The sequence below is a fragment of the Acidovorax sp. genome (assembly GCF_046314175.1).
Classification (GTDB): domain Bacteria; phylum Pseudomonadota; class Gammaproteobacteria; order Burkholderiales; family Burkholderiaceae_C; genus Acidovorax.
The window spans coordinates 1-12806 of the sequence record NZ_JBKBXG010000061.1; the positions used below are offsets into that span (position 1 = coordinate 1).

The window sequence follows — 12806 nt, forward strand, 5'->3', positions numbered from 1 at the left end:
CGCTGATCTACGCCATCGACCGGCGCCTGCAGACCATGCACAAGGTCACCCTGGTGCTGATCCTGCTGTTCGGCACGCTCACGCTGGTGCTGCAGGACGACCGCTTCATCAAGTGGAAACCGACCGTGCTGTATGGAGCCATGTCGCTGGCGCTGGCGATAGCGCTGTGGGCGATGAAGAAGAACTTTCTAAAGATGCTGCTGGGCAGCCAGCTCGAACTGCCTGACGCGGTGTGGCTGCGCCTGAATATGGCCTGGATCGTGTATTGCGCGTTCATGTCTGTCGTCAACGCCTACGTGGTCATGAACTTCAGCACCGAAGCGTGGGTGGACTTCAAACTCTGGGGCTACGCCTTTCCGCTGGTTTTCTTGGTGGCCCAGGGTCTATACATTGCGCCGCACCTCAAGGGTGACGAGCCCGCCGCGTGAGACAAGCAGCCATGACCCCTCTCGCACAACAGATGCAGCAAACCCTGATCGCGCGGCTCTCGATGAGCCATGTGGAAGTCATCGACGAAAGCGCGGCCCACGCGGGCCACGTGGGTGCCAATGGCACGGGTTTTGGCACCCATTTCAGGGTACGCATTTCGTCACCTTTGTTTACCGGCCGCACAAGAGTCGCCAAACATCGCCTTGTGTATGATGCGCTGCAAGAATTTATTGACCAAGGCGTCCACGCCCTCGCCATTGAAGTTCTCTGAACTGGCCCCCATGTCACTATCTGCCAGATCTCAGCTGGCAACCAACCCTTCAATTTTTGGATTTCGCATGAAGAAACAGCTCCTGTCCGGCCTCGTGGCCGCTGCCGTGCTGGGCACGATGGCCCTGCCCGTGTCCGCCCAGAACCTCGCCATCGTGAATGGCAAGGCCGTGCCCAAAGAGCGGCTTGAAGTGCTCAAGAAGCAGGTGGAACGCTCCGGCCGCCCCGTGACGCCTGAAATCGAAGGCCAGATCAAGGAAGAAGTCATTGCCCGTGAGATCTTCATGCAGGAAGCGCAAAAGCGCGGTCTGGAAGCATCGGCAGACTACAAGGCCCAGATGGAGCTGGCCCGCCAGACCATTTTGATCCGCGAACTCTTCGCCGACTATCAAAAGAAGAACCCGGTCACTGATGCGGACATCAAGGCTGAATACGACAAGTTCGTCGCGGCAAACAGTGGCAAGGAATACAAGGCCAGCCACATCCTGGTGGAAAAGGAAGACGAAGCCAAGGCTATCGTCGCCTCCATCAACAAGGGCGCCAAGTTTGAAGACATCGCCAAGAAGCAGTCTAAGGACCCAGGCTCTGGCGCCAAGGGCGGTGACTTGGACTGGGCAGCTCCTGCCAACTATGTGGGCGAGTTCAGTGACGCCATGGTGAAGCTCGAAAAAGGCAAGATGACCGAAACGCCCGTGAAGAGCCAGTTCGGATATCACATCATCCGCCTGGATGACGTGCGTGAAGCGCAACTGCCCAAGCTGGAAGAAGTCAAGCCCCAAGTGTCAGAGCAGTTGCAGCAGCAAAAGTTGGTGAAGTTCCAGGAAGATCTGCGCGCAAAAGCGAAGATCCAATAAGTCCAGCCAGCACTCGCATCCGATTGGATGCGAACCAAAAAAACGCGACCAAGGTCGCGTTTTTTTATGGGCGCCTTGTGTCCGCAGCGCACGAAGCCCTGCTGACGCAGAGCGACATTCATCACCTTAGCGTCCCGCCGCCCAAACCACCACCATCAGCAACCCAATCATCACGGGCTGGTGGAGCATGTAATAGCTGAGACTCCACCGGCCCAGCGTTGCCAACGGCCGAAGAATTCGTGGCACGGGAATCAACATCCACTGCCTGCGATGCGCGAGTGTCCATTGTCCCAACGCAAGGCCCCACCAGAGCACACCAAGCCACGGCAACACAGGCACATAGTCTTCGGTAAACGGCTTACGCGACACCAAGCCCAGCCAGTTAAGTGCGCGGCCATTGAACATGGGGGCGACGTCTGCCCAGGCACCCGTCAAGAGATGCCCCAACAACGGCGGAAGCGCCAAGGCGATGAGCCCAGCCAACCAAAGCCAGGTGCCCCACGCCGCAGTGCATCGCGCAATCAACAGCGTGACTGCCATGCCGTGCAGAACACCAAAATGGATAAAACTCTGCGGGAACATCACGAAAGACCCCGCGGTGACCAAGAGGGCGCAAACTACGATCTGCGCCCAGCGCCGTCCAAACCGATCCCAGCCCTGCCCCTGATGCAGAGCGATGGCCTGCCCCAGGCCCGCGCAAAAAAGAAACAGGCTCACGATGAAGGTGCGCTGCGTTGTCCAGAAGGGGTCGGAACGAAAGTTCTGCGGCCAGAACCCAAAATGGCTCAGGTCAAAGCAGAAATGGAACACTGTCATCCACACCATAGCCAGTCCACGCAACGCGTCCACAGTGTCGTAGCGGCTGACTCCCATGGGCGCAGGGGCAGACCAAGGCATAGGCGACATACCGGAGGGCGGGGAAACGTTGGGCGATGAGCGGTTCATTGCGGGACCAGCCAGGAAGATCAACGGGCGCAGGCCCGAAACGACAGACCGCATCGTACGGAGTTTCTGCGAGTCTCCTCTGCGCACGCATAACGCGCAAACAAGAAAAAAGGCCTTGCAGCATTTGCTGCAAGGCCTTCAAACATTGGTCGGAGCGGCGGGATTCGAACTCGCGACCCTCTGCTCCCAAAGCAGATGCGCTACCAGGCTGCGCTACGCTCCGACAGCTCGTATTCTAACCTGCCAAACTTCTGTTTTTAGGTTCGATGAGCACTTTTTGAAAATTTTTTAAAGTGTCACACCAACAACCAATTACAGAACCGCAACCACGCTGGACAAGTGGCGCTCTAGCAGACGAACAACAAGACATGGGTCAGCCCTGCAGGGCTGAAAAATACAGGTGGATCAACGGCTCGATGGGCCTGGACCACGACCAGCCAGATGGCGGAAGGTAATGCGTCCTTTGGAGAGGTCGTAAGGCGACATTTCCAGCGACACTTTGTCTCCCGCCAAGATGCGGATGTGGTGCTTGCGCATTTTTCCGCCGGTGTAGGCAATCAGTTGATGGCCGTTGTCGAGCGTGACGCGAAAGCGCGAGTCGGGCAAGACTTCTGTGACAGAGCCCTGCATTTCAATCAATTCTTCTTTGGCCATGTTCTATCTCTTCAAAACAAATATTCTGTGATCGACGCCTGAACGCTGGTGCATCCGCCACGGCAACCAAGCCGCAGTCGATGCTCGACACACGGTGCATTGTGGGCGGTGGGAGTCGCTGCACCCGGGGCGCAGATCAGGCAGAGGGCCGGGGAGACGGCTTCAATGGACAGGCGTTTAGCACTGTGCATAGCCTATCGATTGTACCGCGATGTCCCCGGTTTTGCCTATGGCCCAGCTTTGGCGGGTGCGACGAAGGGAGACTGCGTCGCAAGGGGGTCAGCGAAACCGTCATCCTCACGTTCTTGAACAGTGATGGCCAGCGTACGCACAAGGTCCGTCTGGGTGATCACACCGACGAGCTGCGCCCCTGCGTCAACGATGGGAATGTGGTGGTGCCCGCCTTGCGAAAACAGCGGCACCAAATCCATGGCGTGCTGTGCCACATGGGCCGTCTGGACGGGATGGGACATTATTTCTCCCACGGACGAAGGTTGTCCACTGCGGCCCTTGACCAACGTGCGCAAACGCTGCCCCAGCCCTTCGTGCAAATCAAGGTTTGCCAGTCGCATGAAGTCCGCGACGGTGACGATGCCAATGACCAGCCGCTGTGCATTCACCACGGGCAGTGCCTTGATTCGCTCGACCCGCATCAACGCCCACGCATCTTTGAGAGAAACGCCCGCCTCCACGGCCACCGGAGGCTTTGACATGATGTCTGCGCAGCGCAAGTCGCCCAGTGTTCGCTGGAACGCGGCACGCCCTGCCAGGTGCAACAGCCCTTCCAGATCGGCCCGGCTCACATCCAGAACTTGGTTGTAGTGGGAGAGCGCGGCGTCCACATCGGCAGACGTGAAAGCACCAGCGGCAATGTCACCGCCCGCCTGTATGCGCTGTGGATGCGGATACCTGCGGCCTGTCAGCGTGTTGTAGACGACCGCAGCGAGCAGCAGGATCAGAACGTTCAACAGGATGGGAAACGCCGCCAGGCGCCAGCCATCTCCCGCATTCAGCACCATGTAGAGCGCCATGGCGCCGCCGGGTGGGTGCAGGCAGCGCAAAGGCACCATAAGAGCAATCGCCAGCCCCACCGCAAGCGCCCCTGCCATCGCAGGGTCTGGGACCCACGCTGCACACCCCGCCCCCACCAACGCCGACAACGTGCTTCCACCCAGGACCGGCCACGGTTGGGCCAACGGGCTCGATGGCATGCCAAAAACCAGCACCGCGCTGGCGCCCAGCGAAGCCACCATCCACGGGCCTGTACCGCCGTCGCCGGCCAACCAGCGACTGAGCAATGCCGTCAGCAGTACGCCCGCCATTGCCCCCAGGATAAAACGCAACCGCTCGCGCCCGTCGATGCCCAAAGGGGCTGGCCAGAAATGTCGCAGCCACCGAGTCACCCCCGCCTTAAATGACAAAGAGGGTGATGAGGCGGATGAGGATGAATGGGGCATAGGCAATTGGCAAGACACCGCTCGCTCCGAGAGTGGCGGTAATTCGCCATTTTGCATGGGCGATCACAAGGTCCCGCTCATTTGCAGAGTAGCTATACGCGAAACGGTGAGCTCTGGAAACTACCTACGAGCAAGGATGAAAGAGTTGCACCAGCGCAGAAATACATGATCTATACTGCATAAAAAAATGGAAAATGCACTTTAATGCATTGCAATATTTCACCCATCCATGCCAAGGTTTCGCCTGTTTTTACACCCGCTAGTGGATTCAGATCGCGCCATTTTTGCGTCGGAGTCGCGTCCCCTGATCGGTTCTTTGCCCCCTGCGGTACGGGTAAGCCATAGGTTTTCACCACTGAGTGCTTGGAGTAAATTACTTTAAGCCTAAACAAAGGAACCTTTCCCCATGACCACTCGCCGCCTCGTCATCAGCCGCAGCGCAGCCCTCGTCGGCGCCGCTTCCACAGGCCTGTTGCTCCCTTCCGTAGTGCGTGCGCAAAGCGGCAAAGTGCGCGTGGGTTTCATGCTCCCCTACACGGGCACGTTCGCGCAGCTGGGTGTGGCCATTGAAAACGGTGTACGCCTCGCGATTGACCAGCAAGGCGGCAAGCTGGGCGGGCGCGAGATCGAATGGTTCAAGGTGGACGACGAATCCGAGCCCAGCAAGGGCGTAGAAAACGCCAGCAAACTGGTGCAGCGCGACAAAGTCGATGTACTGATCGGCACGGTGCACTCCGGTGTTCAGATGGGTATCCAGAAGGTGGCGCGCGATACAGGCGTGCTCAGCCTGATTCCCAACGCGGGTGTACACGCGGCGACCCGCGCCTTGTGCGCACCCAACGTGTTTCGCACGTCGTTCAGCAATTCCCAACCCACCCTGGCACTCGGTAAAGCCATGGTCGACAAGGGACACAAGAAGGCCGTCTGGATCACCTGGAAGTACGCCGCAGGCGACGAAGCCTTTGAAGGGTTCAAGCAAAGCTACACGGCCGCTGGCGGCACCATCATCAAAGAGCTCGGACTGCCTTTCCCCAACGTCGAGTTTCAGGCACTGCTGACCGAGATCGCCGCCCTCAAGCCGGACGCCGTGGCCTGCTTCTTCGCCGGTGGCGGTGCTGCCAAGTTCATCCGTGACTACGCAGCGGCCGGCCTCAAGGACAAGATCCCGCTGTACGGCTCCGGCTTCCTGACCGAGGGCGTGCTGGAGGCCGCGGGCCCAGCGGCCGACGGCATCATCACCACAATGCACTACAGCGACTCGCTGGACACGCCGCGCAACAAGCAGTTCCGGCTCGAATACGCCAAGGCTTTCCGTAGCCAGCCTGACGTGTATGCCGTGCAGGGTTACGACACGGGTTTGCTGCTGGTACAAGGAGCCAACGCGGTCAAAGGCGACATGTCTGCCAAGCCTGCGCTCTACAAGGCCCTCGAAAGCGCGGTCATCGACAGTCCCCGCGGCAAGTGGACGATGAGCAAGTCGCACAACCCTGTGCAGGACATCTACCTGCGCCAGGTCGAGAACAAGGAAAATAAGGTCATTGGCATCGCTGCCAAAGCTTTGGCCGACAGCGGCGCAGGGTGCCGCATGGCCTGACGCTCGCCAGCCCAAGTCGGGCGCGCCGCGAACGTCGGACTCAGTCAGGGCGTCAGCGCAAACAGCAGCTGCGCTTTTGACACAATGGACAAACAGCCTGCCTTGGTGATGGGCGGGTCTTTCGTGCGCCCGGACATTGCGGCCACCTCCGTTCTTATCCTCTTCCCATGTCGCTCAGTTCCTACCTGCTTTACCTTGCCGCAGTGGCCCTTTTGGTTCTGTCGCCTGGCCCCACCATGCTGATGTGCATGACTCACGCTTTGCAGCATGGGCCGCGAAAAGCCATGGCAGCCGCCGCTGGCAGCGTGACCGCAGTGCTCGGCACCATGCTGTTGTCCGCGCTGGGGCTGGGGGCGCTGCTGGCGGCCTCTGAAACTGCTTTCTGGGTCCTCAAGGCGGCAGGTGCGGCCTATCTCATCTGGCTCGGAATCAAGACTTTTCGCAGTCGGGCCACAGTGTTTGATCAATTGCCCCCGCCGGGTGCTGCAGCAGCGCAGCCCACAACCCCATCGTTCAAGCTGTACGTGCAAGGCCTCATCGTGGGAGGCAGTAACCCCAAGGCGCTGCTGTTTTTTACTGCTTTCTTTCCCCAGTTTCTGAACCCTGCCGCCGACTGGGCTCCGCAATTTGCCGTGCTGGCCAGCACCTTTGTGGCGTTCGAATTCTCGGTACTCAGCTTGTGTGCGTTGGGCGTAGCCCGTCTTGCACCCGTGCTGCGCTCCGGCACCCGTATGCGTTGGTTCAACCGCGTTTGTGGTGGCTTGTTTGCGCTCATGGGCACCCTGCTGCTGGCAACACGCCGCGTCGCCTGAACTGTTCACACTCACGCCATGGACTTCGCCACTTTTCTGATCCAGTTGCTCAACAGCGTGCAATACGGTCTCCTGCTGTTCATGTTGGCGGCGGGGCTTACGCTGATCTTCGGGATCATGGGCGTGGTGAATCTGGCGCACGGCAGCTTTTACATGCTGGGTGCGTACCTTGCGTATTCGCTCTCTGCCTACTTTGGCAGCCTCACGCTGGCCATCTTGGGCGGCGCCGCCATCGCCGTGGTGTTTGGCCTGGCGCTGGAATGGCTGCTGTTCCGCCACTTCTATCACCGCGACCACCTCGATCAAGTGCTACTGACCTTTGGCCTTATCTATATCTTTGAAGAACTGCGCTCCATCTTGTGGGGCGACGACGTGCACGGTGTTGCGATCCCTCCCATGCTCGAGTGGTCGATCCGGCTGACGGACAACCTCTCCTACCCCGCCTACCGGCTGTTCATCTCTGCGGTGTGTATTGCCCTGGCCCTGGGTTTGTATCTGCTGATCTCCAAGACCCGGCTGGGCATGAAGATCCGCGCAGGCGCGTTCAACCGCGACATGGCCGAATCCCTCGGCGTGAACATCAAGCTGATCCACGCCACCGTGTTTGCGCTGGGCGTGGGCCTGGCCGCTGTGGCGGGCATGGTGGCCGCACCGGTGTCCAGCGTGTACCCCAACATGGGCTCATCCGTGCTGATCATGTGTTTTGTGGTGGTGGTGATTGGCGGCATCGGATCTGTGCGCGGCGCGCTCATTTCAGCGCTTCTAGTGGGACTGGTGGACACCTTTGGCAAGGTGCTGCTTCCCTCCGTGTCCGGCATGCTGGTGTACATGCTCATGGCGGCCGTGTTGTTGTGGAAACCAGAAGGTCTTTTTAAACAATGATTACCCCCACGCTCATCACTTCGTGTATTTCGCTGCCCCCCAAGGGGGCCTTTGCTGCCTTGGGGCGGCCCGGCGGCAGCTCATGAGCACCCCCCGCGCCAATATCGAAGTGCTGCCGCGCAGCGTGCAGTTCGCGCTCGCTCTGGGGCTGACTGCATTGCTGCTGTTCCCCGTGGTGGGCAGCGATTTCTATGTGCAGATGGTCACACGGATGATGATCATGGCGATCTTCGCGATGAGCCTGGACCTGCTGCAAGGCGTCACCGGCCTCGTCTCTTTGGGGCACGCCGCCTACTTTGGCGTGGCGGGCTACGCCCTCGCCTTTCTCACACCTGCAGACACACCGGTCAGCCTGTGGTGGTCACTGCCGCTCGCGGTGGCGGGCTCGGGGCTGGTGGCACTTGTCATCGGCTTCTTTGTGGTGCGCACCCACGGCATCTACTTCATCATGGTCACCATGGCGTTTGCGCAGATGGTGTTCTATCTGTTTTTCGACAACAAGGTGCTTGGTGGCTCGGACGGGCTGTACATCAACTTCCGGCCTGACGCCTCGGTTTTCGGCTGGCTGCTGTTCGACCTGGAGGGCCGCAAGACCTTCTACTACTTCACGCTGGCGCTGGTGGTGCTGGTCTATGCGCTGCTGCGGCGCCTGCTATGGAGTCCGCTGGGCCGGGCGCTGTCGGGCATCCGAATCAACGAACACCGAATGCGCGCCATGGGCTTTGGCACACGCGGCTACAAGCTCACGGCGTTCACCGTGGCAGGGGCCCTGGCGGGCCTGGCAGGTTACCTGTGGGGCGCGCAGACGGGCTACGTGAACCCCGAGCTGATGGGCTTTCACATGAGCGCGCACGCCATCATGATGGTGATCCTGGGCGGCATGGGCAACTTTGCCGGGGCCATTGTGGGCGCCTTTGCATTCGAATACCTGCTGCACGTGTTCAAGGACATCACCAAGCACTGGCAGCTGCTGATGGGTGGGTTCATCGTACTGGTAGTGGTGGCAGCGCCCCGGGGGCTGCTGGGAATGCTGGGGCAGCGCCGGGTTGCCAAAGCCACGGAGGATGACCTCCATGGCTGATGTGTTGCTCTCTGCGCGCCAGCTCACCAAGCGCTTTGGGGGTCTCGCCGCTGTCAACGGCGTGTCGGTAGACCTGTGGCGAGGGCGGATCCATGCGGTGATCGGTCCGAACGGCGCAGGCAAATCCACGCTGACCAACCTTCTCTCAGGCGACCTTGTGCCCACATCGGGCCACGTACAACTCGGTGCGACCGAAGTCACCGGCTGGGCGCCCGAACGCATCTCGCGCCAGGGCCTGGGCCGCAGCTACCAAAAGACCAACATCTTTTTGCCGCTCACGGTGCATGAGAACGTGCGCCTGGCAGCCCAGTCGCGCGACGCACAGCAACCCTGGAACCCGTTGCGGTGGTGGCAGGATACGCGCAAGGACACTATCAAAAACAGAGCTACCAACGCACGACTGGAGAGTGCTATCGAGCTTTCTGGCTTGAAAGACCGGCGCACTGCGATTGCAGGTGCCATGAGCCACGGCGAGCAGCGCCAGCTGGAGATCGCGATGACACTGGCCACCGAGCCTCAGGTGCTGCTGCTCGACGAACCCCTGGCGGGCATGGGCGTGGCGGAGGCCGAACGCATGGTCAAGCTGCTGCTGCGCCTCAAGCCCGCTCACGCCATCATGCTGGTAGAGCACGACATGGACGCCGTTTTTGCACTGGCCGACCACCTCACCGTGATGGTCAACGGCGAAGTGATCGCACATGGCACACCGCCTGAGGTGCGCGCCGACGCCACGGTACAAGCCGCCTACCTGGGGGAGGACCACTGAGATGACCACTCCATGGATTGATGCAAAGGGCATCCACACCTTCTACGGCAGCAGCCACATCCTGCACGGGGTGGACTTCACCGTAGGCCAAGGCGAGACCATCGGCCTCATGGGCCGCAACGGCATGGGCAAAAGCACCTTGCTCAAGTCGCTGATGGGACTGGTCAAACCACGCTCTGGCAGCGTGACCGTGGCAGGCCGCAACATGACCGGCAAGCCGCCATTCGAGGTGGCCAGGCTGGGCATCGCCTATGTGCCCGAAGGCCGCGGCATCTTCGGCAACCTCAGCGTGGTCGAGAATCTGCAGATGGCAGCCCGCGCAGGCACACGCGGCCAGCGCGACTGGACCTATGACCGCGTGCTAGAAACTTTTCCTCGCCTGAAAGAACGTCTTGGCCACGGCGGCCAGCAGCTCAGCGGTGGCGAGCAGCAGATGCTGACCATTGGACGCGCGCTGATGACCAACCCGGACGTACTCATCCTCGACGAAGCCACTGAAGGCTTGGCCCCGCTGATTGCCCGCGAGATCTGGCGCATCTGCAGCCTGATCAAGGAGAGCGGAATCAGCAGCGTGATCGTGGACAAGAACTGGAAACACGTCACCCAGATCACCGACCGCAACATCATTCTGGTCAAGGGCCAGGTGGTGTTTGAGGGCAGTTCGGACGCCCTGCACGCGCAACCCCGGTTGCTGGAGCAGTACCTGGGCGTCTGAGATTCTTGGGGTTCTCGGAATCGCAGCCCCTGATACGCCTGGAGGCTGCGATCTTGTTAGCGCCTCAGAGGCTCCGGATTATTGGGCGGTGATCGTCACGGGTATGGCCAATTGAGCGGAAAGCCCCGCCGAATCCCTGGCTGTGACCAGCAACTTATAGCTACCAGTCACTGGTTTGGGCCATCTTGCGGTGATGGTCGTACCCGCTATCGAAAATCCCATTCCCAATGGCACGCCCGCGATGGACACCGACAGGGACGTTGCGCCAGGCGATGAAATTGTGATGGCACCTGACAAGGGCTTGCCGGCCACACCCACCATGGCGGCAGCGCTGATGACAGGGCCAGCTGCAGCTATTTTCACTGTGTAAACGCCCTTGCCTGTGAGCCCGGTCTTTGTGTCCCTGGCGGTCAAAGTCACGCTGTAGCTGCCAGCCACCGGCTTACCCCAGCTCACCACACCGTCTGACCCAACGAGCATGCCCGAGGGAGCCCCTGCGAGCGCGTAAGAGACGGGGTTGGCAGACTTCACATTCGCTTTGAAGCTCAGCGCAACGCCGGGTCGACCCGCAATGCTGATGCTCTCGACCACGGGTGCAGCGGGAGCCGCGGGCGCTGCCACACTGATGGTGTAAACCCCCTGCCCGACAAGTGCTGTTTTTGTGTCTTTGGCGACTACCGTGACAGCGTACGCGCCAGCAATGGGGCTAGGCCACGAAACGACACCGGCTGCACTGATCGACATCCCTGAGGGCGCACCCGCCAAGCTCAGCGTTACAGGATTGGCGGCATTCACCGCTGCCGTGAATGTCAGAGCAGTTCCCACGGTGCCACTAATATTCGCGGGTGTGACCACGGGAGCAGCAGCAGGCACCGATGCGCCCGAGAGCAAGGAGACCAATGCGCTGGCGTTCGGCGTGCCCAGACCGGTCAGCTGGTCGTACCCCACCCGGGCAGAGCAGTTTGCGCAGGCACCGTGGTTGCCCAACCGGATATCCGCAAAACCACTGGCATAGTTGGTCGGTATTGCACCAATCTGGCCATACAGCAACGGCTGTGCGGCCCCCATCAACGGCTTGCCCGACTGCAGCCGACTTGCATTCGCCACGGCCATCAGACCCGCCCACATGGGGGAAGAAAGACTGGTGCCACCCGCGCTGATCCAGCGCACGGCACTGCTACCTGGAGACATGACCGCCACATAGTGCCCTGTGGCAGGATCGGCATTCATGGCAACATCCGCGACTGTGCGACGCGCCACGGCCCCCACCCCGGGGAGCGACGACTTCTGGTATGGAGGTGTCGCCACAAAAGCGCTGGGGCCACCCCCAGTGCCCGACCAACTCACTTCGCTGCGTGTGCCTGTGCCTGCATACGTCAGCGTCGTGCCGCCCACGGCGATGACGTTGGGTGAAACAGAAGGCCAGTTCACCGTGGCTCCGGAATCACCCGTGGCGGCCAAGTAAGTCATGCCGGCAGCAGAGAAGGCTGAATCTACAGAACCGGTCCAGGCGCCCTCTTGCCCCCCGAAACTCATGGACACGACACCGGGACCCATCGAATTGGCCAGCCGTATCGCCGCCAGCAGACTATTGACCGAAGCATTCGGTGCTTCGATCAGGACAATACGTGCCAGGGGCGCGATGGCGTGCGCCCACTGCACATCCAGGGCAATTTCAGTCGCCCAGCCAGCTTCGTAGGCGGGGGCGGTCGCCGTGATGGCACCGGACGCAGAGCTATAGGCCACCAACAGTTCGCACCCTGCAGACGCAGAGGCTGGCGCAATAGGAAGGGCGGTATTGGGTGGCAAGACTTTGGTCGTACAAGTTGGCAAGCCAAATTTCTGGTTAAAGGACGCCAGCTCTGCAGCGACGTTCGGGTTGTGCATAGCGTTCACGATGTAAATCGTCTGCCCCGCCCCCAGCAAAGCGGCCTGCGTACCTGCTGGCTTGGAGCCCACAGCCGGCAAGGGGCTGAACCCATAGGCCGCTCGTACCTGCGCCACCGAATAGGTGGTTACAACCCCAGAGCCCGCAAGGGGCGCCACGCCAATGTCCTTGGAGATCGAAACAATACCCTGGGTTGCTTTGAGATGCGCGTCGTCCAGCATGGAGGATGTCAGGCGGCGCGTGGATAACGCCCGCAACTCATCTCGCACTGGCTGAAATTTGGGCGAAAGGGTTCCGGAAGCATTTGCGTCCAGCACATCCGAATCATCCGGCGGGGTCAGAACAACCGGTGCAACGTGAAACAGCGGCTGCACCAGAAGGTTGGACGCTTCATCGGGCAGAAACTCTGATTCGAGTTGCAGCGTCATCGTGCTGGACGCAACTTCCTCCGTTATCTCA

Annotated in this window: 13 protein-coding genes and 1 tRNA gene; 9 read left to right on the forward strand and 5 right to left on the reverse strand. The window is 60.5% G+C overall.

The genetic code is table 11. The features are described from left to right. From ACK4OE_RS17140 to ACK4OE_RS17150, 3 genes are all read left to right on the forward strand, one after another. The coding region (locus ACK4OE_RS17140) for an inner membrane-spanning protein YciB (protein WP_409886367.1) at window positions 1-428 on the forward strand (428 nt) is incomplete at its 5' end. Window positions 429-439: 11 nt separating this feature from the next. After that, window positions 440-700: a BolA family protein gene (locus ACK4OE_RS17145; protein ID WP_409886370.1), complete on the forward strand. Its 261-nt coding sequence runs from the start codon at window positions 440-442 to the stop codon at window positions 698-700. Window positions 701-767: 67 nt separating this feature from the next. After that, window positions 768-1553 (forward strand): peptidylprolyl isomerase, encoded by a 786-nt coding sequence (locus tag ACK4OE_RS17150; protein WP_409886372.1) that lies wholly within the window; start codon window positions 768-770, stop codon window positions 1551-1553. A 126-nt stretch (window positions 1554-1679) separates the two neighbouring features. Here ACK4OE_RS17150 and ACK4OE_RS17155 read toward each other — a convergent pair whose 3' ends face one another. From ACK4OE_RS17155 to ACK4OE_RS17170, 4 genes are all read right to left on the reverse strand, one after another. Then, the gene (locus ACK4OE_RS17155) at window positions 1680-2459 is read right to left on the reverse strand and encodes a heparan-alpha-glucosaminide N-acetyltransferase (protein WP_409886374.1); all 780 of its coding nucleotides are present in this window, start codon (window positions 2457-2459) and stop codon (window positions 1680-1682) included. Window positions 2460-2644: 185 nt separating this feature from the next. Continuing rightward, window positions 2645-2721: transfer RNA gene (locus ACK4OE_RS17160), tRNA-Pro, on the reverse strand. Window positions 2722-2903: 182 nt separating this feature from the next. Then, window positions 2904-3152, reverse strand: coding sequence for a translation initiation factor IF-1 (infA, locus tag ACK4OE_RS17165; protein ID WP_007856902.1), 249 nt, complete (start codon window positions 3150-3152; stop codon window positions 2904-2906). Window positions 3153-3379: 227 nt separating this feature from the next. Further along, complete coding sequence (locus ACK4OE_RS17170; RefSeq protein WP_409886376.1) at window positions 3380-4474, reverse strand: HPP family protein; 1095 nt, start codon at window positions 4472-4474, stop codon at window positions 3380-3382. A gap of 541 nt (window positions 4475-5015) precedes the next feature. On the opposite strand from ACK4OE_RS17170, the gene ACK4OE_RS17175 reads away from it, so the two are divergent. The 6 genes from ACK4OE_RS17175 (at window position 5016) to ACK4OE_RS17200 (ending at window position 10459) form a co-directional block, all read left to right on the forward strand. Continuing rightward, window positions 5016-6203: an ABC transporter substrate-binding protein gene (locus ACK4OE_RS17175; protein WP_409886378.1), complete on the forward strand. Its 1188-nt coding sequence runs from the start codon at window positions 5016-5018 to the stop codon at window positions 6201-6203. A 167-nt stretch (window positions 6204-6370) separates the two neighbouring features. Next, a complete protein-coding gene (locus ACK4OE_RS17180; protein WP_409886380.1) occupies window positions 6371-7015 on the forward strand; it encodes a LysE family translocator in 645 nt (214 codons plus the stop codon). Window positions 7016-7033: 18 nt separating this feature from the next. Beyond that, on the forward strand, window positions 7034-7897 hold the full coding sequence (locus tag ACK4OE_RS17185; RefSeq protein ID WP_409886382.1) for a branched-chain amino acid ABC transporter permease: 864 nt from the start codon (window positions 7034-7036) through the stop codon (window positions 7895-7897). A gap of 82 nt (window positions 7898-7979) precedes the next feature. Further along, window positions 7980-8978, forward strand: a complete 999-nt coding sequence (locus tag ACK4OE_RS17190; RefSeq protein WP_409886384.1) for a branched-chain amino acid ABC transporter permease — start codon at window positions 7980-7982, stop codon at window positions 8976-8978. Continuing rightward, a complete protein-coding gene (locus tag ACK4OE_RS17195; protein WP_409886386.1) occupies window positions 8971-9744 on the forward strand; it encodes an ABC transporter ATP-binding protein in 774 nt (257 codons plus the stop codon). The genes ACK4OE_RS17190 and ACK4OE_RS17195 overlap by 8 nt, the downstream gene beginning before the upstream one ends. A 1-nt stretch (window position 9745) precedes the next feature. Next, complete coding sequence (locus tag ACK4OE_RS17200) at window positions 9746-10459, forward strand: ABC transporter ATP-binding protein (protein WP_409886388.1); 714 nt, start codon at window positions 9746-9748, stop codon at window positions 10457-10459. Window positions 10460-10537: 78 nt separating this feature from the next. Here ACK4OE_RS17200 and ACK4OE_RS17205 read toward each other — a convergent pair whose 3' ends face one another. After that, a complete protein-coding gene (locus ACK4OE_RS17205; RefSeq protein ID WP_409886390.1) occupies window positions 10538-12775 on the reverse strand; it encodes a putative Ig domain-containing protein in 2238 nt (745 codons plus the stop codon). Window positions 12776-12806: the final 31 nt, after the last annotated feature.